General features: G+C 58.2%; 18 protein-coding genes and 1 tRNA gene. 9 read left to right on the forward strand and 10 right to left on the reverse strand.

What is annotated here, in order from left to right; all coding sequences use genetic code 11:
- Nucleotides 1-4: 4 nt before the first annotated feature.
- The 4 genes from VYJ16_RS08400 to VYJ16_RS08410 all read right to left on the reverse strand — a co-directional run bounded on the left by VYJ16_RS08400 (nt 5) and on the right by VYJ16_RS08410 (nt 4583).
- Entirely contained in the window at nt 5-1765 is a 1761-nt protein-coding gene (locus VYJ16_RS08400) for a 5-methylcytosine restriction system specificity protein McrC (RefSeq protein ID WP_336349863.1), read from the reverse strand.
- Nucleotides 1762-2994, reverse strand: coding sequence for an AAA family ATPase (locus VYJ16_RS08405; RefSeq protein WP_336349864.1), 1233 nt, complete (start codon nt 2992-2994; stop codon nt 1762-1764). The genes VYJ16_RS08400 and VYJ16_RS08405 overlap by 4 nt, the downstream gene beginning before the upstream one ends.
- Nucleotides 2995-3213: 219 nt before the next feature.
- Nucleotides 3214-3420: a DUF8139 family protein gene (locus VYJ16_RS22240; RefSeq protein WP_464379838.1), complete on the reverse strand. Its 207-nt coding sequence runs from the start codon at nt 3418-3420 to the stop codon at nt 3214-3216.
- A gap of 44 nt (nt 3421-3464) precedes the next feature.
- Nucleotides 3465-4583, reverse strand: a complete 1119-nt coding sequence (locus VYJ16_RS08410; protein ID WP_336349865.1) for a hypothetical protein — start codon at nt 4581-4583, stop codon at nt 3465-3467.
- Nucleotides 4584-5790: 1207 nt separating this feature from the next.
- Between VYJ16_RS08410 and VYJ16_RS08415 the strand changes: the two genes are divergently transcribed.
- The 5 genes from VYJ16_RS08415 to VYJ16_RS08435 all read left to right on the forward strand — a co-directional run bounded on the left by VYJ16_RS08415 (nt 5791) and on the right by VYJ16_RS08435 (nt 13233).
- A complete protein-coding gene (locus tag VYJ16_RS08415) occupies nt 5791-6153 on the forward strand; it encodes a hypothetical protein (protein WP_336349866.1) in 363 nt (120 codons plus the stop codon).
- Nucleotides 6146-7321: an ATP-binding protein gene (locus VYJ16_RS08420; RefSeq protein ID WP_336349867.1), complete on the forward strand. Its 1176-nt coding sequence runs from the start codon at nt 6146-6148 to the stop codon at nt 7319-7321. The genes VYJ16_RS08415 and VYJ16_RS08420 overlap by 8 nt, the downstream gene beginning before the upstream one ends.
- A 362-nt stretch (nt 7322-7683) precedes the next feature.
- A complete protein-coding gene (locus VYJ16_RS08425) occupies nt 7684-8499 on the forward strand; it encodes a hypothetical protein (RefSeq protein WP_336349868.1) in 816 nt (271 codons plus the stop codon).
- Nucleotides 8496-9740 carry a PD-(D/E)XK nuclease family protein gene (locus tag VYJ16_RS08430; RefSeq protein WP_336349869.1) on the forward strand — a complete coding sequence of 415 codons (1245 nt, stop codon included), beginning with the start codon at nt 8496-8498 and terminating at the stop codon, nt 9738-9740. The genes VYJ16_RS08425 and VYJ16_RS08430 overlap by 4 nt, the downstream gene beginning before the upstream one ends.
- Nucleotides 9733-13233 (forward strand): UvrD-helicase domain-containing protein, encoded by a 3501-nt coding sequence (locus VYJ16_RS08435; RefSeq protein WP_336349870.1) that lies wholly within the window; start codon nt 9733-9735, stop codon nt 13231-13233. Before VYJ16_RS08430 ends, VYJ16_RS08435 begins: the two co-directional genes overlap by 8 nt.
- A 97-nt stretch (nt 13234-13330) precedes the next feature.
- On the opposite strand, the gene VYJ16_RS08440 is transcribed toward VYJ16_RS08435, so the two are convergent.
- A complete protein-coding gene (locus tag VYJ16_RS08440; RefSeq protein ID WP_336349871.1) occupies nt 13331-13720 on the reverse strand; it encodes a hypothetical protein in 390 nt (129 codons plus the stop codon).
- A gap of 589 nt (nt 13721-14309) precedes the next feature.
- Here VYJ16_RS08440 and VYJ16_RS08445 point away from each other — a divergent pair.
- Nucleotides 14310-15428, forward strand: coding sequence for a site-specific integrase (locus tag VYJ16_RS08445; protein ID WP_336349872.1), 1119 nt, complete (start codon nt 14310-14312; stop codon nt 15426-15428).
- Between the two features lie 8 nt (nt 15429-15436).
- Here VYJ16_RS08445 and VYJ16_RS08450 read toward each other — a convergent pair whose 3' ends face one another.
- The 3 genes from VYJ16_RS08450 to VYJ16_RS08460 form a co-directional block, all read right to left on the reverse strand.
- The gene (locus VYJ16_RS08450) at nt 15437-16540 is read right to left on the reverse strand and encodes a tyrosine-type recombinase/integrase (protein WP_336349873.1); all 1104 of its coding nucleotides are present in this window, start codon (nt 16538-16540) and stop codon (nt 15437-15439) included.
- Between the two features lie 244 nt (nt 16541-16784).
- Nucleotides 16785-16859, reverse strand: a tRNA-Glu gene (locus VYJ16_RS08455).
- Between the two features lie 70 nt (nt 16860-16929).
- Nucleotides 16930-18174 carry a helix-turn-helix transcriptional regulator gene (locus VYJ16_RS08460; RefSeq protein WP_336349874.1) on the reverse strand — a complete coding sequence of 415 codons (1245 nt, stop codon included), beginning with the start codon at nt 18172-18174 and terminating at the stop codon, nt 16930-16932.
- A gap of 517 nt (nt 18175-18691) precedes the next feature.
- Here VYJ16_RS08460 and VYJ16_RS08465 point away from each other — a divergent pair.
- The gene (locus tag VYJ16_RS08465) at nt 18692-19063 is read left to right on the forward strand and encodes a winged helix-turn-helix domain-containing protein (RefSeq protein WP_336349875.1); all 372 of its coding nucleotides are present in this window, start codon (nt 18692-18694) and stop codon (nt 19061-19063) included.
- Here the strand turns inward: VYJ16_RS08465 and VYJ16_RS08470 are convergent, their stop codons facing one another.
- Together VYJ16_RS08470 and thyX are read right to left on the reverse strand one after the other, a co-directional pair.
- A complete protein-coding gene (locus tag VYJ16_RS08470; protein ID WP_336349876.1) occupies nt 19064-19357 on the reverse strand; it encodes a hypothetical protein in 294 nt (97 codons plus the stop codon).
- Nucleotides 19358-19476: 119 nt separating this feature from the next.
- Entirely contained in the window at nt 19477-20220 is a 744-nt protein-coding gene (thyX, locus tag VYJ16_RS08475) for an FAD-dependent thymidylate synthase (protein WP_336349877.1), read from the reverse strand.
- Nucleotides 20221-20306: 86 nt separating this feature from the next.
- Here thyX and VYJ16_RS08480 point away from each other — a divergent pair, with 86 nt between their 5' ends.
- Nucleotides 20307-20672, forward strand: coding sequence for a cupin domain-containing protein (locus VYJ16_RS08480; protein ID WP_336349878.1), 366 nt, complete (start codon nt 20307-20309; stop codon nt 20670-20672).
- A gap of 74 nt (nt 20673-20746) precedes the next feature.
- Entirely contained in the window at nt 20747-21334 is a 588-nt protein-coding gene (locus VYJ16_RS08485) for an MBL fold metallo-hydrolase (protein ID WP_336349879.1), read from the forward strand.
- The last annotated feature ends 5 nt before the right edge of the window (nt 21335-21339 follow it).

Below are 21339 nucleotides of genomic sequence, written 5' to 3' on the forward strand. Positions count from 1 at the left end.
TCCGTTACAACAGCTTCAACGGTCCTTCTTTCTCGACTTCCCCCGTCCCGTTTGCTAGGAAGTAGAGGTCGATCCACTCGTCTCCTCGCTCTCGGCAGAAGACGGGGACGCACGTCGTCGTGTGTTCGTATCGCTCTTCGCACCGCGTCTCGATTTGTTCGCGCGTCCAGTCGCCCTCCTGCTCCAGATCGTATCGGTTCCGGACCTCGTAGGAGTGCTCGTCGGCCGCGGCCTTGAGGACGCGTAGCGAGAAGTCTCGGACGTCCTTGAACGCGAACGGACCGCTCATCCGCTTCGCCTTGCTCAGGTCCCCCTCGTCGACGCCGTCCAGACACAGCTCGTTCTCCGCGACGGCGCGAAAAGCCTCCAGTTCGGGGGATTCAGCCGCGAGGGCCTCGTGGATGTAGTCGTGAACGACGCGGTCGTACGCTTCGAGCGAGAAGTCGCCCTCGGGAGAGAGTATCTGTAGTTCTGCGCCTGTCTGTGCGACTCGTCGTCGCCCCGGCTCCAGGAGCGGACACAGGAACGCGAGCCGGTCGGCGTGCAGGAGATACGCGTAACTGAACAGCCGCGAACGGGACGGCGAATCCGTCACCGGGTCGTGCCCTTCGGCGTAGTACTTCGAGTCCAGCACCGCGAGCGTCTCCTCGCCCTCCTGCAGGGCGTGGTCTGGCTCGTGGTAGATCTTCCCCTCCCCCTCGAACGGGTTGACCGAAGGAGACCGCACAGGCGTCACGTCGTCGAGCTCTTCTAGGTGGTCGTAGGATTTGACGTACGACAGTTCGCGCTCGATGACGACCTGCGAGTACTGCTCGAACAGCGACTCCATGTTCAGCACGTAATCGACGACGAGTTCTCGCGGCCCGTCGCGGAGCTGCTGGCCGAGGGACGAGGAGAGTATCGCTTTGGCGACATCGAACGCCTTCTGGTAGTACTGACGCTGCTTCGGTAGGTCGGCTAGCGAGAGGCGTCGATACTCGTCCATTCGGTCCAGTCCGCTTCCGACGCCCATACTCTCCAGTCGTTCCACCTCCCGGTGGACCTCGGAGAAGATACGATCGTACGCCGGATGCTCGTTATCACCGGAGTTCTGCCGGAAGAGACGCAGGAGCGACTTCCCGGCGTAGTGCAGCAGCGAGTTCGCGGCATTGTCGTACTCCGTTTCGTTACGAATCCAGTGCGGCTCCAGAGTTCCCCGGGCGTGATTCATCAGGGTTTGCTCGACGTCGATCTCCCCCCGCCCATCGAGACTATCGATCCGCCTGATGATCAGATCCCGGATGTAACCGTTTCGTTGAATGGCCTCCAACCCATCCAGATAGTTGATCGCCAGCACGACGAAGACGTCGTCAAGGTGGATGTCGTCCGAGAGGAAATCCTGCAGCGGGATGCCGTGGTACTCAATGGACCGATTCTGGTCGTAGACCGCCAGCAGCATGTCGAATATGTACTCCCACTCGACCTTGGGATCGACCTGGACCTTCGATGAAGGAGTGAGGCTCACGACGCCGATGATGTCGGTCGCCTCGACGTGGAGCACCTCGTCTTCTTCGCCGTCGACCGTGACGGTCACGACCTTATACTCCTGATCGGAATCGAGGGCTGTCTGGCATTTCGTGTATACACCGGGGCTCTGGCGCGTGAACGACGCTCGACGAAGCTGGTCCGTGATGGACGACGGACATCCCTCTATCCGTATCTCGCCCCGCTCAGGGACGTTGAAGGTATCTTGCCCGTACTGGTACACTTCGTCGACCGCGCTCATGACTCGTACGAACCCATCTGCCGGCGTTCCTGTTCGAGCTCTCGCTCGGCGAGCTCCGCCGCCGGGGAGAGATCGAAGTCGTCGAACTCGCCGTTCAGCGACCGGTAGTGCTCGGCAATACGCTCGATCTGCGGGAACGCTGCAGAGTTCAGAAGTCTTGGAACGATGTACGTTCTGAACGCCTGCCCGACCGCTGCGGTCTGGTCGTGCTCGTACTCGCCGCCCTCCCGACACGCGACTCCGAGGAACACCGCGACGTCGCGGTAGTGCATCGGCCCGAAGCGCATGATCGCTCCCTGCGAAGTGGATTCATGGCCGTGGTTGATGCCCTCGTAGTCTCGCTCGAAGAGTCTGAGGATGTCGCTGTCCTCCAAGTCCGTCTGTTCGGTCAGGTGGGTCGTAATCCAGGTCTTGAACAGTTGCCGGCGCTTGTCTTCCTCGTACTCGTCGAGTTCGATCATCGCAAACCGGCGGGTGATCGCGTTGTCGAGCTCGTTCACCGTCCGGTCGGACATGTTCATCGTGCAGATGATGTTCACCCGCTCGTCCAGCTCGATGGTCTCTCCCTCGTCCGTCTCGAAGATTGTCTGATGAGGATTCTCGATTGCCGTGTAGAGTGGCCCGAAGATCTTGGAGATATCTGCACGCGTGATTTCGTCGAGTATCACCCCGTACTCGACGTCGAACCGACGAGCACGCTGGACGGCTTCTGAGACGCAGCCGAGCTTGGTCCGGTAACTCAGCGAATCACCCGTGTAGTCGGGGCTAACTCCACCGATGATGTCCGAGGGGGTCCAAGAAGGCGTTGCCGTGTTGAGTGCGTACCCAATACCGGTCTCACGAGCGAGCTGCTTGGCGAACGTCGTTTTACCGGTTCCCGTTGGTCCATACAACACGACCGGTTTCCCCGCTTCGAGCGCGACTTTGGCATTGCGCATCACATCCCTCGGCACGAGGATATCTTCCGGAGTTTCATCTCCTCTGAGACTCACCAACCGTTTGAGACTGTCAGACGCGACCGTCGACTCAAGGACGGCCCGTCGGACTGTCCCAAGACCACGCTTCCCGTCGTGAACAATGTCTAGTTCCTGGTCCTCGATGAGGTACTCCAAGACAGCTTCACTCTCAGCATTCCGGATCGCGTCTTCGACATCGTCTTCGACGCGTCGGAGAATCCCTATCTCGTTCTTCGCATCGTCGAGCGAATATTTCTCGTCAGAGGGGGCCATTTACAGAGATACCTCGATGAAACCATATAAATCCCACATGATACAGAAGCTTATGACCCCGAGCCCCGCTTGATTGAATGTAGAGGGTGTCACAGAACGATTCACAAGGGGTTTTCGTCTACAGCCGGCTGATTCAGCCATTTCCATTATACAATCCGATCTGCAAGAGTAGCGCCTGCATGATTGGCATCACTCAGACAATTATTAAAATATTATTGGCTAAGACCGCGGAAATTGACTCCCTCGCCAGTCTCTAACGCAACGCGATACAGTGTTGAGTCCTGTGTGTCGCGTCACAGCAGCCGCATCATCGACGAGGACCGATACGGTCCTGCCGTGGACCTCGTGATACGTCTTGCACTCCGGATTCGTATCATCAGGAATGTCTACCTGGACGCGTTCTCCCTTCGAGAATCGTTCCTTCATTACAATATCTTGTGTTCAGTTACTCAACGTCCACTTTGCAGAATTCAAGCTTGAGTCGTTTTTTGTTCTCCGGAGAAGGAGATGTGGTCGGCCAATTTTCCACTTATTGTGCCTTCCAGTTGAGGAGTCAGATACGGTGAAGGCGAGTTATCAGTTGACTTCTGTGGGTACGCTGGATGCTCTGTAGTATGAAGCCAGCTCTGTTCCTTCTCAATCGGTTTCAGTGAGAAGTCTGCCAAGTTGTCGTCGGAGGGATTGACTTCTTCCGGCTCAAATTGCTGCGTCTTCTCGTTCCAGATAAACCCGATCCGATCAAGTAACCGATCACGATACTCATCAATTGTGTCACCGTTCTCTTCACTCAATTCGATATCAGCGTGGTTGAAGGCGTCAGCGAACTCTGGCTTCGAGAACGCGGGTGGTGTTTCTCCGTGGACATCTCCGCCGAGGTTTCGGACAATGTCACCGATCTTCCGTTCCTTCCAGAGAGACTCTGGCAAAAAGGTGTCGGAGCCGTCGTCTATCTCCAGTCGCTTGACGCCTTTATAATCGATGACTCGATCGGTGTACCGCTCGTGGTAGTAGTTGGTGCCCGAGGTCTCTGCGTTGATAGCCATAGCGAGGTCCTCTTTTGTGAAGGTGCGGTGGAGATGGTTTGCAATGGCGATTGTCGTCCGGTCGGTCTTCGTCATCTCGACCGCATCACCGTTGACTGTTGCGAACGTGTCCTGAATGTCGTCGATGACACCGTCCAGTTTATCAACCACACTCTGCTCACGACCCCCGTCGAGATACCAGTCTAGAACGCCTTCAAGAACAACGTGGTTAGGGACGTCACACTCTGTTGCGTAGGCGGACATACTCTCTTTGACGTCTTTGTGGACTCGGTTCCATACCTTGTCAGTCTTAGACGACTCAGTTCGGAGAAGAATTTTTTTCTCATCGTGGTCTGGAGACCGACCAGTGGCTTCAACGATGTCGGTGGCGAGTGCTTCGAGTCGGTTCTGTTGTTCGCTCTGACGGTATTCTCGCCAAGATTGTTCAATCTGGATACCGACGTAGGGAGACGTTCCTCCCCATTCAGACTCGACTGCACGTTCAAACCGTTCTAATTTTGAAGCAGGTGCGTCCCAACCCAACTGGACACGATTGCCTTGACTCACGAGTTACCACCTCTACATGCCGAGTTGTCGGTGTGACAACAACGCATCAGTTCAGCTAACACGTTGTTGTCGTTTCGACAACTGACAGTAGTAGTGTAGTAGTGGCACCAGCCACTGCCACTGGCACCGCTACTGCAGTTATCCTTCTGCAGTCTTGCGGTTAGATGTGTTCGGGGAAGCTGTACTCTGGTAGGGCTATACTCTCTCCCGGCTTGTTCAGAAAAAAATGTTCTGAGTGAGTTGGCTCGGTTAGCCATATCCACGGTTGATCGGCTGGCGATGGTCCTCAGTCCTGGTGATTGATTGGTCGTGTGTTTTTCCATCTGTTTCTTCGGCTGAGACTCTAAGACCGCGCCCCCGACGCCGTCGATCGACGTCAGGTCCGTCGCCCAAACTACTGATAGTTGTAACTGCTTGGGAAACGCTTATAAACGGACCCACAGAAGGAATAAAGCAAGTTCGAGGTGATGTGGTGGTACGCATTGCACCTCGAACCTCCGGTTCTTCCGTAGGCTGGTACTGTGGTCTCGCCTTTGACCCCCTTATTATCCGGCTGTATATAAATGTCTGTGTGGGTGGTCGTTCAAACTAACCGCTGAGATCCCTACCCATTTCGATTGATGTCCAGAGTAAACATACAGCGTGCGTCTCTTACACGTCACCTCCTACTTCTTTGCAGATGGTCCTAAGTGAGTTGGTATGTCCGAAGTCCCAACAACAGTAGCGGATCGGCTCAGTGTTGTCGTCTGGTGAACGCTGTATCCCCTCCCTGCTCGCGCCTCCCGTTCGGTCGGCACTCGCTGAGGAAGGGGGCTTAGCGCCTACTTTCAGCTAAATTGCCTTGCCCTTCGACGAGTAGAATTGCGTACGTACTTTTAATTCAAGAACCTACCAATATGTGCAGCCCGATGCCCTAGTGATGTAGTCACGAAAGGGCCGCGTGCTAGAACACGCGACCGGGCTGTTCCAATCTAATCGAACAGCAATGTCCACTACAACCTCTAACCCACAAAAGGCTCTCGGCACTCTCTCGCCGAGAGACGTTCCTATCCAGCAACTGCCAGTCGTTGAATTGTCCGCTAAGCACGTTCGCCGAGCAGGTGAGTTGGCGAAAGATCGTAACAAATCGTACCATCAGATCGACGGAGGAACCACCTTCGGTGCGAACGATTCGCTGACGAGTCATCAAACCGGGATTTTAGGGGAGATGGCCATTGCCGAACTATACGCCACTGATATCGATACCGAGGTCCATCCCTTCGGAGACGGTGGAATTGACGTCCACCTTTGGGAGGGGGTCACAGCGGATGTGAAGGCAACTAAAACAGACAAGATGCAGTATCCGCAGCTCCTGGTCTGTGACGATAACACACTCACCGCCGATCTGTACTTTGTAACGCATATAACTGATTGGCACTCGGACGCTGCAAAGGTTCGTGTACTCGGCTATGCCACGAGAAGCCAGGTAGCAGAAAAAACACCCTATCCCCATCCTGGTTCCACGAAGAACTATGTGGTTGAACCGGAAGAGCTGACACTCCCGCCGCTGGTGCAAGCCTCCCATGAGTAGGTTCAATATGGTCGTGGTGACCACCGGCGCTGTTCTGGTACTATCTGGCTTGTGGATTGCCAACACCACTCTGCGCGATGTAGGATGGCTGCCCGAAGTTGGGCCTTCGACGGTTGCACTTACCGCTCTAATTGGTCCGATCATCTACTACGCAGACCGTTTGTCTGAATCGGGTACCTCTACAACAAGCAACGACGACAGAGCCGAGATAGACCCGGAGGATCTGAAAGCACGAACGGAGAGGTGGTCGGAGGAGGCCATGATCAATCCGGCCTTCCCATCAGGGCACGGACCAGAGGAGGCATCGGGTGACGGAAACTTGGCTGCGGGTAATGAATCCAACGAGGCCGCTGGCGATTCTGATGACACGTCAAGGACCTCGAAGGATGATACAGAGGTCGAAGATTCGGAATTCGAGTTCAATTGGTTGAATGAGACGGGGGTCAACTTCGCAGATATCGGTGGTATGGAAGGCCAGAAGCAAGAGCTTCTGAGAGACGTCATAACGCCGTTAAGCAATCGTGAGAAGGCAAATGCGCTCGGTGTCACAGCTCCGAATATCGTTTTTCACGGTCCGCCAGGTACCGGGAAAACCTATCTGGCGAAGGCCCTTGCGACTGAACTCGATTTGCCAGTAGCGCTCTTGAGTGGCGCTGACATCCAGAGCAAGTGGATCAACGAGTCTGCATCAACGGTCAGGGCTCTATTTGCTGAGGCTCAAGAAGTGGCTTCAAGCGAGGGTGGGGCAGTCGTGTTCATCGACGAGGTGGATTCCGTACTGAAACAGCGGACAGGTGGTGGAAATACGCATGAAGAGGACACTAAAGTTGTAAACGAGTTCTTGGGTGGCCTGGAAGAAACTGGTGAGCATAACATCGTTTTCATCGGTGCTACGAATCGTCTAAACGCGCTGGACGATGCTGGTATGCGGTCTGGACGTATCGATAAGAAGGTCCACATTGGGAAACCAGATACCGCAGCGCGTGAGGCGATTCTCCGTGCGCAACTCGACGAGCGTCGGCACGATATCTCGGATGCTGAAATCAAAGAATTGGCTGCTAGAACCGATGAAGCCGTAGCAGCAGATTTGAAAGCCATCATCGACAAAGCCGCTAAAAAGACCCTTGTCCGTGGGGGTACCGTTGTTCGTTCTCGGGACCTCCGCTGAACCAGACGAAGCACCCATTCTGTCACCGACTTTGGTCGTCGATAATACCGTTCAAGCTGTTACCCTGCAGTTAGTCGCGTTCGAGAGGCTTGAAACCGTTTCCTGAAGCAGTACTCAGACTCCCCGCCGATAATCACGAAAGTGGTTAGAAATGCATGAGTATAAGTTGATTGTCAACAGCGGTTCTATGTGCCCTCTAAACAAACTCTCGCAGTCGAGATAGACGGGACCACAGCTGGATCTCCGTCAGGTGACGCCGAATCTCCAGGGCGATTGGCGATTTCGAATCGGGAAGACACCTCTTCAGTGTTGGAGTACATACCAGTTAGAACCAGAGAAGAAACGCTGGTGATGATGTGATTATGCAACACGAGCACAGTCTCTTCGACCCGCTCTCAGGCTTGACTCTTCACGTCGGGGGCGAAATGCAATTGTTGGAGCGGGCACGTCAGTCCCCGGAACCGAAGGAGCTCGTCGTTGCGCCCGTGGAGTTACACCAACGGAACGTTCAGCGCCGACTGCGTGAAGCGAACAGGCCGAAAGACGTGTTCGAGTTCGACGATCCGGTCGGTGTGTGCCGTACCATCCTCCGCGGGGAGAGCGAATCCACGGAAGCCATCGACCGCATAGATCGTCTCGCTCTGGTCCGGGACCTACTTGACAACTCGCCGGAATCGGTGACTCCAACGGTATCTTTGCCCGCTGGAATTGACTCCCGTGGCCCGCAGCATGTTGAACAGGTCCGGGCGGAGGTAGAGGCGGTCACTAACTTCCATCCTGAGCGAATCGCGGCGTGGGAAGACGCGAGTACCGAGCTGTACGACCCGATTGATTTGGATACCGCTGAATTACTCGAAGTGGCGCTTGACGTCGAACACGGTCTCCGAGAACCGACACCGAAAGCCACCTCCGAAACGGAGCTCGTGCGTCGAGCTACTCGGGCACTGACCGCCACGGACGGGGGAGCGTGGACGAACGTGTTCGCGCATATCGATCGGCTGTCGCTCGTGGGACTCAGCAGTATCTCCGCGGACCTCGCAGATTTCGTTCACGGGCTGGTTGCGACGACGACGCTCGACGTACACGTACACTTCCGGGCGGCGACAGGGGAATACCTCAAGAGCCGGGTGCCAGCCCTGTTTGACGTGTCCGAACCCGGTCAGGTGATGTTCGAATGACTTCACCAGAGCGCCGCGCGCTGGCGCGGCCACCGCAGTCGCCCGAAGTTCCCGTCGTCGAGATGGTATCAGAGACACGCCGCGATGAAGCGCGGAGCGTGATGGCACTGGTCGCCGCTCTCAAGCAGAGAGGGGTGCCGATTCGTGATATCGCCGTCGTCGCCCGCGACCTCGATACTTATGAAGAACCGCTTTCCCGAGCCGCGGTACGACAAGGAATTACACCAGTGTTTTGGACGCAGCTCCGCGTGACGCGGACCCGTCCGTACGCACTCGTTGAATCAGTCTGTGACGCCGTCGGCGACGACGAGGTCGACAAGCGAACGCTCCTCAGACCGCTGGAACATCGGTGGACCCCATCCGATATCGATGAGGTAGACTGGCCTATAGAACCGCAGACCATCCAACGAGCGAAATCCTCCCTGCCAGAGGGAGCGCTGTCTCTCGATGAATGGATAGAGTTGGTAGAGGGGAGCGATGACGTCGATTACCGAATCGGTAGGTTCGTCCGATGGCTCGCTGACACACCGGAGCCTCACCCGGATCAGGTCGAATCTGTCCTCAGCGACGTCGTCGAGGCGTACGCCGAGCACGGGCTTCCGGAGACGGAAGCCGCTGATTCTCCAGCGCTCATGAAAACGGAGACCGAAGCGCGTGCAATCATTCGTATCCGAACCCTCGTGGAACAGCTTCCGCACAAGTTCGCAGACCGCCTCGATGAAGGATCCCTGGACCAGTCGTGGAACGCAGTCGCTGAGCTGGCGAACGTCATCGCCACGCAGCGTCCGGGGCGACGGGAACACTCGAACGCGCGCGCCGTTGACGTGCTGGAGGCTAACGACATTTGGGCGCTCGATATCCCCTATGTCCTCGCTGTCGGGTTAACGGCCAACGAGTGGCCAAGTGAAACGGCGTCCCCGATTCAACCGGAGTTTCAGGAAGCGGTGCTTCGCGGAGACGGCGAAGCGTCGAAACTCGCGCCCGACGCGTCGTGGACCGATGGCAGAGACCGAGATCACCTAGCGGACACGCTCCGTGCAGCGGCGCACGGCGTAGTCGTGACCCGTCACGTGGAGACTATCAGCGGTGACCGTGTTCACCCGTCTCCGTTTCTGGAATCTCTCGACGTCAAGGCCGTCCCCGAGACAGAGCTGCAGCGGCTGAGGAGTACGGATAGGGCGTTACCGGCCGAAGTTCGGAGGATGTTAGCTGACGAGACGGTGGAGGAAACAGATGACTGAGAACGACGACCAGAGCGGTGAAGAGCCGATTCGCCTGAGGGGCGCACAGCGAGACATCAGAGACGCGTATTTCGGTCACGACAGCGGTCTCTTCACGCTGGCTTGCGTCGCGGGTGCCGGGAAGTCGACCACCGCGTATCGTATTGCCGCGGAGGACATCCTCCGACGCTACGTTGACGGCGACTACACGCCGGAACAGCACGTTGCGGTTCTCTCTTTCAACAGCGATGAGGCTGCTGATATTGTTCCAAACGTCTGTGAGCAGCTTCGAACCATCGTCCGACACGACATCAGTCAGGTGGCGTCTGAAGTGTCCGAGGCTGAGGTCGAGATGTTGGTCCAACGCCTTCAGCAAGCGCCGTTTATGGGTACCATCGACAGTCTCTTGCGCGGCGTCTTGCGGGACTTCGCCCACGATGTCGGTTTCGACGAAATGCCATCCATAGGCAACGAGGCTCTGCTGAACCGAGTTAACGCAGAATGCTACGAGCGGCTTGAGACCGACCCGTCCCTTGCGGGACGACTCGCAGCGCTTGAGTCGGCGTACCCCTCTGGCGACTACGACGACGGTGTCGCAGACATGCTGGAGAGCGCCGTAACGTACTGCCGAGACCGGCAGCTCTCGACGTCGGCGTTCCGTGAGAAACTCGAACAGACGCGCGACGCTGTGTACGAGGACGAGCCAAAGTCGTTCGACGATATCGTCGCGGCTGTAGAGCGTATGGTTGGCGATGACGACGTCGAGGACGCTGTTCGGACAGAGATCGATCAGGGAGACCGAGAGCGACTCGTCACCGCTGACAGGACTCTCTATGCAGAGTGGTGCGGGCGAATCGATGACTTCTGCGCGTTGCTATCGGCCTACCGAGAGACGTATCGAGAGCTGACCCGCGAGTACGGTGTCCTCTCTCACACTGACGTGGCATATCTCGTTGCGTCATACCTCGACGGTACGCTTTCAGATTCCGCACAGGTGGAGAGTATCGATGCTGCTCGACGTCGGCGTGTCCTTCAGCGGTATCACGGTCGGTTGGAGAGCCTGATCATCGACGAGGCGCAGGACGTGTCCAAGGTCCAGCACGCGGCACTCTCGCAACTTGTTCGACCGGACACGCGCGTCTTCGCCTGCGGTGACGTCTTCCAATCGATCTATCGCTGGCGACACGCCGATCCGACGCTATTCCAGTCGGCGACGGCTGACGGAGAGTACCTCGGAATCGACTGGCGAACCCATTGCAACGAGACCGCGACGACGACCCATCGGTGCGTTCCGGAGGTTGCCGGAGCCATCAATTCAATTTCCGAGCCGCTGTTCTCTGATCCGGCGCGCGGTGACATCGGGGACCTCCAGACGGTGTTCTCTCCTCTCGAAGCCGCTCGGGAGGCAACAGCGGGTAAATCCGTCCACGTTTCCTCGTTCTCAAGCAATCACCGCCCGGGTTCTCCGGAGTGGGCAAACCCTGACGAAGCGAAGGGAGAAGCGGACATCTTGGCGAGGCATATCAAACAGGGACTCGCCGACGGAACGTTCACGGATCAAGACGGCGACCCGCTCGGCATTACCGTCCTGTTCCGAAAGGGCACACGGATGGGGGAATATGAATCCGCATTCGATTCCGAGGACCTCCGTGTTAGGACTGCCAGCGGGCACCTCTTCGACGACCCCGCAGTCGATGCGGTGTTCGAGGTCTGTGACTGGCTGGTCGACCCCGGATGCTCGGAGCGGACACGGCAGCTCGTGAACGCGGGTGATTTGGGCTTGGCATCACTCGATACCGCCTTCGAAACGCACAATTGGAATCTCCGCGCTGTCCTCACAGAAGCCGATGACATCTCGGAGTCGCAGAGAAAGACGCTCACCGGTCTGCAGCGACTTCGTGAGCAGCGTGACGTCGTCGAGATGCAATCTGCATCGGCGTACTTGGAAGACGTCATCGAGATGCTCGCGCTTCGCGCTGCCTCGAACAAGCGCTTCCCCGGAGTGGATGCGGAGCAGCGCGTCGCCAACCTCGACGCGCTCGTCGAGACAGTCGCTCAGTGGGAAGGAGACGAACGGTACGGCCCGAAGGAGCTACTCGACCTCGTCGCGCCGTTCCGTAACTCGCCGAGCGATGGGCCGATGCAGCCCGACATCTCAGGCTCGAATTACGACGTAGAATTCCGCACGGTCCATCGAGCCAAAGGGGATGAGGACGACGTCGTCGCCATCGCCGATCCGGGATTCGATATGTGGTCTCAAGGCCCACAGTCAGAGCGATTCGTTACGCAAGGTCCAATTGCTGGACTCGCCCCGCCTACAGACACGGAGGTGCCGACAGATATCGATATCCCACCCTTCGCCGGTGGTCTGTACAATCCCGATACAGGCCGAACACGCGATATCGGTCTCCGGTGGGCCACTGCCCGATGGCGCGATACTGTAGCTGATACCACAGACGCCGACGGACTCGTAGGACCTGACCGGCTCCAGCAAGTGGTTAGCAACGAGCGGGGCGAGGCCTGGCGGTTGCTCTACGTCGCGTTGACTCGCGCACGAGACCATCTCGTTCTTCCACTCCCACAGTCTCTCCCCTCGGGAAGCTATCGAGATCGCTGGCTCGAAAGCCTGCGAGACGGGATTTCGTTCGACGGTGGCACAGAATCCTACACCGCCTCAACCCCGACAGACCAGATAAATATCGGCGTCAACGACGTCAAGCCGTTCGCCAAACGAGAGCGAACGTCACAATCGTCGATCTCCCCCTCTGTCGCGGTTAAGCCGATACGAAGAGACCGCCTGGAGTCGTGGGTGCCGAGATTCGTCAACCCGAGCACGTTGTACCCACTCACCGAGGACCCCGACGAGTTCGCTCTCGCTCATCTCCTCGATGAGTCACTCCACACGGAAGCGAACGACGTGTCCGACGAACTTCCGCTAGAGTTCGACGAACTTGGGCCCGAAGAGGTCGGATCGGAGGTCCACGAGATTCTCACGGCCTTAGTCGACCACGGTGTTTCAGAAAATGAGCTCCGGTCGATGGACACAGTAGTCAGAGAGACCTTCGAAGAGACCCTCGATGACCGGATCAGTGACGGTGAACGTGACGGACTGTGGTCCTTCTTCGACGATGTCGTCGACGACTTTCTGTCTTCGGATCTGTGGGATTCCATCCAGAGGGCGGAGTCGGTTAGCGTGGAGAAGCCGGTCGACGGGCTTGTCGAAGTCGCAGGTGTCGAGGTCGAGGTACACGGAGAGGCGGACTTCGTCGTCGACTTACCGTGTGGCGACCGTCGCGTTACCGATGCGAAGATCACGCTCACGGAACAGACCGCGGAAACAAAGAGAAGATACGAACTACAGGTCGCCGCTTACGTGTACCTCTTCGAACAGCAGGGTGAATCGACTGAATCGATCGAACCGGCGGTCGAGACGTTCGGCGTCGAATCGGATACGGTGATGTCCGTCTGGCCAAACGAAATTACTGAACGTCGTATAGGCGAACTCCTAGATTAGCGGCTCTGTTGAAATCCTGTGCGTTCGACATCATCGTCGATGAAATAACCGTTAGGTAGATGTGCGTATCTGGCACGGATACCCGGAAGAGGACCATCTATTCGGATCGGTCAATCCACTCAGCAGGTATCAAGAACGAGCCATGCATATATCGGCCACCGTGTGTGTAATCAATGAGTTCTGCCGTCGAAGTAGTCATCCAACAGCTTAGTGCCCGCTGTACCTCTTCATCATCGACATGCGAATTCTCAAATGCGGCTTTACTGAAAGGCTCCTCAATCGAGATGATGGCGTACTCTTTAGACTCGTACACTAGATCGATTATTTCAGATTCCTCAATATCGAACTGATTTAGTGCCGATTTGAATTGGCTATAAAAATCAAAGGCAGCCCGCTCAAGCCGAGCAGAATCGTCCACCGGTATATAACCCCTCTCGACTGTGTCAAACAGCATCTCGTCCGACAGAGGGAGTTCTGCGATGCTCATACAGCACGTTAACCTCCGAACTCGCAAATATGCTTGGGACCGTGGGGTGCTTGATAGGGTCGGGCTCGGCGATCAAACACGGCTTCGTATGTTTCTTTGTCCGGAGTGTGGATCGACGCGGCACTATGCTCCGTTTTCTGGTAGCACATAGGAACCGTTGCCTACATTTTGCAAGATACCGTTCTGTATCTAACGATAGCTTGGACTCGACACCGTCGGTGTATGAAATCTTCCATGACACGCTCCTCACTCCTAATTGAGTATCAGCGAATGAAGACCCCCATTTAGGCGATGAAGAGACGATAGGCCAATTCGAACTTGTCTGCCAATAGTGATTGAAGATTGGCCAACTCAGCAAGCAGTGTAGAAATAGACGTCGAGAGCGCGTCGAATGGCCCTTTTCTGCTGGATCCCATAAGGACTAGTCAGAGATAGCTAAGAGCGTGCGAAAGAAGAACGAGATAATTCATTGAATTAGTCACTGAGAGCCAGAGGTTTAAGTCAAACAATTTCATAAACCGGTTCACTTCGAAATGGTCGACGTTTGCCTAACCATCTATCGAGCGGTCCACCAGGAGGTGGGAGACGAATGACGATTTATAAAGAAAATGGGTCAGTCGTCTCTGACGAGGAGTTACGTCCACTGAACAACCGACAAACTGAGATATACAAATCAAAACTAGAAGGGTTCGCTGACTACCTCCTCACTCAGGGGAAGGTCCCGAAGAAAAATATTGGCTACGCGGAGCGGTCTGTCAAAATAAGAATCAATCGATTCCATCGGGTCATGAAGTGGACCTGGAACAATAGTGAGAATCCATCGATTGAGTTTCTCAGAAGCAATGGTGATTCGGTGAATCAAGCTTTGGAAACGGATTCACTGAGACGGTATGACGGTGAGCGCTATCCTGGCGGCACGAAACGAAAATTCAACGATATGTTGAATAACTGGTTTGCGTTTCAGTCCGTTGAGTGGGAGCCTGAATACGAATTTAGGGATCAGGAGCCACAAAACCAACCTGACCCGTTCCGGAGAACGGAGCTCAAACAACTGTGGGAAGCTTCGCTCACATTCAAATCAATTCCGAGTTACAACAATTTGACTCCGCAGGAACGGCATCGGTGGAAAGCCCATATAGCCCAAGAACTCGGAAAACCCAAGAAGAAGGTTCAGCCCGATGATTGGGACCGGATTAACAATTGTTGGAAGATCCCTTCAATTGTCCGCACAACGCGATCACAGGGCTGGAGACCAGATCTCATCGGGAGAATGAAGGTAGATTGGTATGATCCCGACTCTCAAACGGTTCATATCCCTGCAGGTGAGGCCCCGAAGAACGATTCGTCGTGGAACCCTGAACTGACCGATGAAGGTGCAGAAACTCTTGAAAACTGGTTAGAGCAACGAAAACTCAGGGAGATCTACGACGGCCGAGATGAGATCTGGCTCACTCGGGAAGGAAACCCCTACAGCTCGGGTACACTGAACGATTTGCTCGACAGGCTCATTGAGGAAGCGGGCATCAATGAACGTGGCCGAAAGATAGTGTGGTATTCCTTTAGACATGCAGTGGGGACCTACGTCTATGAAGAGTTCAAAAGCCGGGAGATCGTCGCGGAGCAGCTCCGACAAAAAAGCAAGGAATCAGCGAGCCAATATATTCATCCGCTCCCTGAGACCAAGCGAGAAGCTTCCAACGTCCTGTGAGAGTGCTGTTATCCCATCCGATCAAGCGCGTCCTGTCGGTCCTCCACCGGCGTTTGATCGTATTTCATAGTGGTCTCGGCACTCTTGTGTCGTAGTTGGGCCTGCGCTGCAGCCAAGTCCTCTTCGCGGGTCATGTACGTACCTACGGAATGTCTAATCGCATACCAACTCATCTGCCGGTGTTCGGTGTCGATGTCGGCAATCTCGCACAGGCGATGCAACAGATATCGAAGCGCTGAAACGCCGAACGGATTCCCCTCACGAGTTAACCAGATACTCTCTGTGTCATCGTACTCGGGATACGCTCGACGTTCTTGACACCACCGAGATAGCATCTCCGCTGTTCGATCCCGTAGCCCGACAACCCAATGTTCGCGGTTCTTGGCGCTTTCTTCCTTCGGGATTCGTAGTACACTGTTATCGGTATCAATCCAGGATGTCGTCGACCGTTCGACCTCGGTCGGCCGTAATCCAGCGTCGAGACTCGTCCACACGAGGGAGGGAATTTTCCATCCGTTGGCACGCTCCCAATCCTCGGGTACTACATTTGATTTCGGTTTCTCGAATCGTTGGGCCAGGTGCTGCTTCCAGCGGTCGCGTTCAGCGGGTACCAGATTGTTGTAAGAGGGGATCGAGCCATACTCAAGCGCAGCATCACTAATCGCTCCTCTCTCTTCCTTGGTGAGATAATCTCGGGGCTGCGTACTGCTATCGGCAGCAAAGGTGATCTCGGGCTCCCACTGTCCTTTTCCTCGTTCGTGACGCAACCACTTGTAGAGCATCTTCACCGACTTCTGGCAGTTCCGTTTGTGGGTCGCGCTCACATCACGGTGAGCAAGATGGTCCATCCAAGCATCAGCATGGTCGTGGGTGAGATTCGCGGTATATCCACCTTCCATCTCCCACACGAATCGGTAGAATCGATCCATGCGATATGAACGGGGCTTGACTGTGCCCCCGGCATAGCCCGCTGCCTCGTCTGGTTTCTTTCCGTATGTCAGCAACCATCGGAGGCAGTCCTCGCGCTCGGATCGATAGTCCAGTAGCTGTCGTTGGTTCAGGAAGGACTCCGCGTTCTCAGTGACCACCGGGTACTCATTGAGGTCAAGCATTGGGGGCCTGCCCTCCGGCGGTTCGATGCGGGTCCTGTGAGTCTATTCGTAGTGACCTAATTCTGCAATCGCAGGACTGCGACGGGTGTTCGGGCCGTTCCTGCGAGTCCAATAGGTTGGCAATATTGGGAAACCGCAAGACGGCGCGGCTGTGTGTGAATCCTTCGAGTTGGCTTGGTCTGAGCATTTGGTGATCGCTCCTGAGTCTAGCAAGCCAAAACCGCAAGAAGACGACCGAATTGGATGCTCCGTCAGGGATTCGAACCCTGGTCCTTGCCGTGAGAGGGCAAGATGATTGGCCGGACTACACCAACGGAGCGGTGTGTGCACTCTGTGGTAGTTGGTGGGTACGTTTAACGGTTCTGTTTCGGCGGTGCTGTGTGTGGGTTTCACGTGTCCTGGTCGTCGTCGTCGAAGGGGGAGCCGGCGACGTCGGGTTCGTGGCCGTCGAGGCTGACGATGTTTTCGCGGCCGACGCGGAGTTTGGAGATCTGGTTGTCGTCTTCCATGTCGGAGAGGAGCATGCTGACCTTCGATTTCGACCAGCCGGTTTCGTCGACGATGTTGACTTGGCGCATGCGGCCGCCGTGGTCTTCGAGGAGGGAGATGACGCGGTCTTCGTCGGTGAGGAGTTCTTCGTCGGTGACGGCGGGTTCGGCGCTCGTCGAGCTCGCTTCGCTCGTGGTTGCTTCACCCGTGGTGGCCTCCGTTCCACCTGCGTCAGCCTCTACGGTCCCGGTTGGCGCATCGCCGCGGGTGTCGTCGTCGGTGGTGACGAGGTCGCCGCCGTATTCGCGGTAGGCGAAGGCGGCGACGAGGACGGCGACGAGTGCGAGTGCGAGCATGGGGAGCATGCCGAGGCCGTCGCCGTCGCTGTTGCCGGGGTTGGTCGTTCCACCATCGCCGCCGTCACTGCCGTCGCCACCGTCGCCGCCGCCATCGCTCGTGGTGGTGGGCGCGCTCGCGGGTTCGAGGACGGCGCGTGGGCGTTCGTCGCTGAAGTCGCGTTCGCCTTGCCAGGTGACGGAGTCGCTGGCGGCGAGGGTGTCGCCGGACGCTGCGCCGTCGGGGTCGACGCTCGCGAATTGCAGGTTCTCGCCGTGGGCGAAGACGAGTGATTGTTTGGGGCCGAGGTAGATGCCGCCGTCGAAGACGTCGCCGACGACGATCCGGCCGTCGTCGCGGACGACGGCGAACGCGTGCCATTGGAAGGAGAGTTCGAGGATGCCGATGGTGTTGAAGCGTTCTTCGATGCGCGCGCTCCGGCGGAAGTTGGTGGCTTGCATGTCGCGGCCGGTGGCGTTCCGGCCGGCGGCGGTGAGGGCGTCCGCGCGCGCCTGGAAGTCGCTGTAGAGGTCGGTGCTCTGGTTCTCGAAGCGCGTGGCGTACGTCTCGAACTGGTCGCGTTCGGTGTCGTTGGTGAGCCGGCGTTCGTACCTGATGGTGAACGTCGCGCTCCCGTTCTCGTGGGTCGTGATGAGGAACGTCGTGCTGTCGAACGACTGCGCGGTCGACGGTTCGGTTGCGTTCACTTGCGCTGCTGCTCGCGGTTGGTTCGGGTCGACGACGAGGGACCCGGCGACTACGAGCGACAGCACGAGCGCGACGACGACGAGGCGGCTCACCCGACGCATTCACACTCGCTTTGTCGGGGGGTACAAAAGAACCTATGCCTCGCTCCGTCGGTCGTTTCGGCTGGGCGACAGCTACGCCGTCGGTCGTTTCGGCTGGGCGACAGCTACGCCGTCGGTCGTTACGATTGGTCGACAACTGCTCGGTCGGTCGTTTCGGCTGGCCGACGGCTTTCCTGGTCGTCGGGTGCCCGACGCAGTGCTCTCGTCGGTCGCGCGGCTGTGGGGTGTGAGGGAATGGGTGGGGGAAGATGCCCGCGCGTTTGGGGGGATTGGCGGGCGTTGGGGGGTGGGGTGGGGGGTCCGTTGTAGATGGCAACGGACGTGGGTCGCTTGCAGGAGTGCGAGGCAGGTTACGGTTCCACGCACCGTGACGTTCGTCCTCGCATCCTACACCGTCCTTGTGGCCCAACCCACATAAAATCACCGATGGAAATTTACAAAGGCGATATGCCCGGTAGATTGCCATTAGATAGAAATAAAGGGAGCGGTATAGTATGTGGTAGGAAGGGACAACCCTATGAGACTCAGACGACCAACCGACTTCCTGATCCTCGAAGCACTGCAGGCTCACGGCCGGAACGTGGCGACGAACCTCGCCGACCACACCGGAAAGAGCCGTAAGAACATCAACAGCCGCCTCCCGGTCCTCGCGGACTACGGGCTCGTGGACAAGATCGGCCCGGCGACCCGGTCTGGCCTCTACGAACTCACGAAGAAGGGGAAGGTGGCGCTCATGTACCAGGACAAGTACGACGAGGTCGAGGACTTCGGCGAACTCGTCGAGGGCCCGCACGCGGCGGACGGCCCGTCGGCCGCGGACGCAGGCGCCGGCGCGGAGGCGGCGATGGTGCGCGGCGAGAACGAAGACGAGCTCGACGACGACGAGTAACTACTCGCGGCCGATCGCACCGAGTCCGGGCGTCGATCCCTCGACGGCGGCCACTTCCTCTCGGTGTTCGACGCAATCGAGACACCAGACCTCCGTCCGCGCGTCGGCTTCGGCGAGCGCGCCGACGGCGAACCGTGACTGCACGCGCTCGCAGCGATCACACCGGAACGACTCCTCGGGGACGTCCTGTGCGGCGATAGCTTCGTCGATGCGCGCGTACTCGCGGCGTCGCCGCCGCACGCTCGGCAGGACGGCTTCGACGGTTGCGACCGCGCGCCCGGACCAGTTACGCATACCTGTGATTGCGTCTCGTATACTCCTTAGTACTCGTCAGCTACTCTCGCCGGCAATCACCGTAGGACCGTCATGCGAGTCGTTCTCACGACGTGAGAGTGCGTCGCTGGCGCTCGATTTCAGGGCGCGAGCCGGTTCTTCCGGTTCCGCATGTGCTCGTCGTAGTACTCGAACGTGATCGGGCACCACTCGGCCGCGAGGTCGAGCACGCGCTCGGTCATCTCGCGGATCTCCCACTGCGCGTCCGCCGCTGCGCGCATGTCCGCGACGTGCATCAGCATCCGCGCGTTCATCGACATCACCATGTTCACCTCGGTCCCGATGGGGAGCACGAACCGCGCGTCCTCCGGCGGCATCCCCAGATCCAGCAGCCGCTGGTACTCCTCGACGCTGCGCGCGACGGACTCGCGGAACACCTCCTCGCGTTCCGCGACCGTCTCCTCGTCGACCTGCCCCGTCTTCTGGTTGCGTCCCACCCAGTCCGGGTCCGTCGCCGACGGCGGCGTCACCACCATCTCGCCCTCGCGGACGTCCGCGGGGTCGACCTCGTCGAAGCTCACGTACCGCATACTGCGGACGTCGAAGCTCACGTGTCGATGCCGCGTGATCTGCGCCATGCACGACCGACTGATGCCCTTCACGGCGAACACGGCGTTCGCGTGCTCGAACGGCCCATAGTGCCCGTGCGAGAGCAAATGTCCGATGAGCGTCTCCTTCTTCTCCTCGATGTCTTCACCGTCGACCGTTGCCATCGTCTCCTCGAATGACTGGTCGCCAACGAACGCTTCGCTGTAGTCGTTGCGCGCGCCCTTGCAGATTATCTCCTCTGGATTCTCCGTCGCTTCGAGTAACTGGACTTCCATTTGCGTCGATGGTCGCGGGCCGCCGGTATCAAATTGACCATCGTCCCTTGGGGACGTTGAAGGCATTGCGTGCCGTATGCTGTCGTATGTCGTACACGCTCGCTGCGGCCAGTGACGTCGAATCGGTGATGGACGAGGACTACGGCGCGATGTGGTTCCTGCGGGACGCGCTCGCGACGGAGGACCTCGGCGTCACCATCCTCGAGCTGGAGCCGAGGGCGCGCGGGAAGGAGCACGACCACGCGCACGACGGCCAGGAGGAGGTGTACGTGTGCGTGCGCGGCGTCGTCGACGTGGACTTCGACGGTGGCGCGGACGCCGACGGCGGGGAGACGGTGCGGCTTGCGGAGAACGAGGCGGTGCGCGTGAGCGCGGGGCAGACGCGCCAACTCCAGAACCGCGGCGAGGAGCGCGCGAAGCTCGTGCTCGTCGGGACGACGCCGGCCGCCTGACCGCGTTCGCGCGAGCCGGTGCGCGGGCGGCCGTTACCGCAACCAGTAACTCCGTGCCGCCGGTACTCGCTGGTATGATTTCGAATCTCGCGCGCGGCGTTCGGGCGTTCACGAGCAACGCGTTCTACGTGGACGGCGAGCGCCGCGTGCTCGTGGACGCGGGCGCGAACTTCGACGTCGTCAGTCGCATCGAGGAGCACGGTGGCGTGGATGCGCTCGTGTTGACGCACACGCACCGCGACCACGTCGGGAACCTCCCGGAGGTCGTGGACGCGTTCGACGTGGACGTCTGGGGGTTCGATACGGACCAGTCCGGCGTCGACCACGCCATCGCGGACGAGGAGCGCGTCGCGCTCGGTGACCACGAGTACGTCGCGTACCACACGCCCGGCCACAAGGACGACCACCTCTGCTTCCACAGCCCCGACGCGGGCGTGTTGTTCGCGGGCGACCTCGTCTTCCAGGGCGGGTCGTTCGGCCGCACCGACCTTGAGGAGGGCGACCATCCGCTGCTCGTCGACAGCATCGAACGCATGGTCGACGTCCTCGACGACGACCTCGCGGCGATGCACACCGGCCACGGTCCCTCGGTGACCGACGGGCCGTACCGTCACGTCGAGGCCGCGCTGGAGTCCGCGCGCGCCGCCGGCGGTCGTCGCTGACCGGC

It is taken from the genome of Halorubellus litoreus, assembly GCF_037081675.1.
Classification (GTDB): domain Archaea; phylum Halobacteriota; class Halobacteria; order Halobacteriales; family Natrialbaceae; genus Halorubellus; species Halorubellus litoreus.

What these genes read in the sequence shown, in the direction of transcription:
- VYJ16_RS08400 (WP_336349863.1), bottom strand. Translation starts at nt 1,765, where the DNA reads ATGAGCGCGGTCGACGAAGTGTACCAGTACGGGCAAGATACCTTCAAC.
- VYJ16_RS08405 (WP_336349864.1), bottom strand. Translation starts at nt 2,994, where the DNA reads ATGGCCCCCTCTGACGAGAAATATTCGCTCGACGATGCGAAGAACGAG.
- VYJ16_RS22240 (WP_464379838.1), bottom strand. Translation starts at nt 3,420, where the DNA reads ATGAAGGAACGATTCTCGAAGGGAGAACGCGTCCAGGTAGACATTCCT.
- VYJ16_RS08415 (WP_336349866.1), top strand. Translation starts at nt 5,791, where the DNA reads ATGGCCATTGCCGAACTATACGCCACTGATATCGATACCGAGGTCCAT.
- VYJ16_RS08420 (WP_336349867.1), top strand. Translation starts at nt 6,146, where the DNA reads ATGAGTAGGTTCAATATGGTCGTGGTGACCACCGGCGCTGTTCTGGTA.
- VYJ16_RS08425 (WP_336349868.1), top strand. Translation starts at nt 7,684, where the DNA reads ATGCAACACGAGCACAGTCTCTTCGACCCGCTCTCAGGCTTGACTCTT.
- VYJ16_RS08430 (WP_336349869.1), top strand. Translation starts at nt 8,496, where the DNA reads ATGACTTCACCAGAGCGCCGCGCGCTGGCGCGGCCACCGCAGTCGCCC.
- VYJ16_RS08435 (WP_336349870.1), top strand. Translation starts at nt 9,733, where the DNA reads ATGACTGAGAACGACGACCAGAGCGGTGAAGAGCCGATTCGCCTGAGG.
- VYJ16_RS08440 (WP_336349871.1), bottom strand. Translation starts at nt 13,720, where the DNA reads ATGAGCATCGCAGAACTCCCTCTGTCGGACGAGATGCTGTTTGACACA.
- VYJ16_RS08445 (WP_336349872.1), top strand. Translation starts at nt 14,310, where the DNA reads ATGACGATTTATAAAGAAAATGGGTCAGTCGTCTCTGACGAGGAGTTA.
- VYJ16_RS08450 (WP_336349873.1), bottom strand. Translation starts at nt 16,540, where the DNA reads ATGCTTGACCTCAATGAGTACCCGGTGGTCACTGAGAACGCGGAGTCC.
- VYJ16_RS08460 (WP_336349874.1), bottom strand. Translation starts at nt 18,174, where the DNA reads ATGCGTCGGGTGAGCCGCCTCGTCGTCGTCGCGCTCGTGCTGTCGCTC.
- VYJ16_RS08465 (WP_336349875.1), top strand. Translation starts at nt 18,692, where the DNA reads ATGAGACTCAGACGACCAACCGACTTCCTGATCCTCGAAGCACTGCAG.
- VYJ16_RS08470 (WP_336349876.1), bottom strand. Translation starts at nt 19,357, where the DNA reads ATGCGTAACTGGTCCGGGCGCGCGGTCGCAACCGTCGAAGCCGTCCTG.
- thyX (WP_336349877.1), bottom strand. Translation starts at nt 20,220, where the DNA reads ATGGAAGTCCAGTTACTCGAAGCGACGGAGAATCCAGAGGAGATAATC.
- VYJ16_RS08480 (WP_336349878.1), top strand. Translation starts at nt 20,307, where the DNA reads ATGTCGTACACGCTCGCTGCGGCCAGTGACGTCGAATCGGTGATGGAC.
- VYJ16_RS08485 (WP_336349879.1), top strand. Translation starts at nt 20,747, where the DNA reads ATGATTTCGAATCTCGCGCGCGGCGTTCGGGCGTTCACGAGCAACGCG.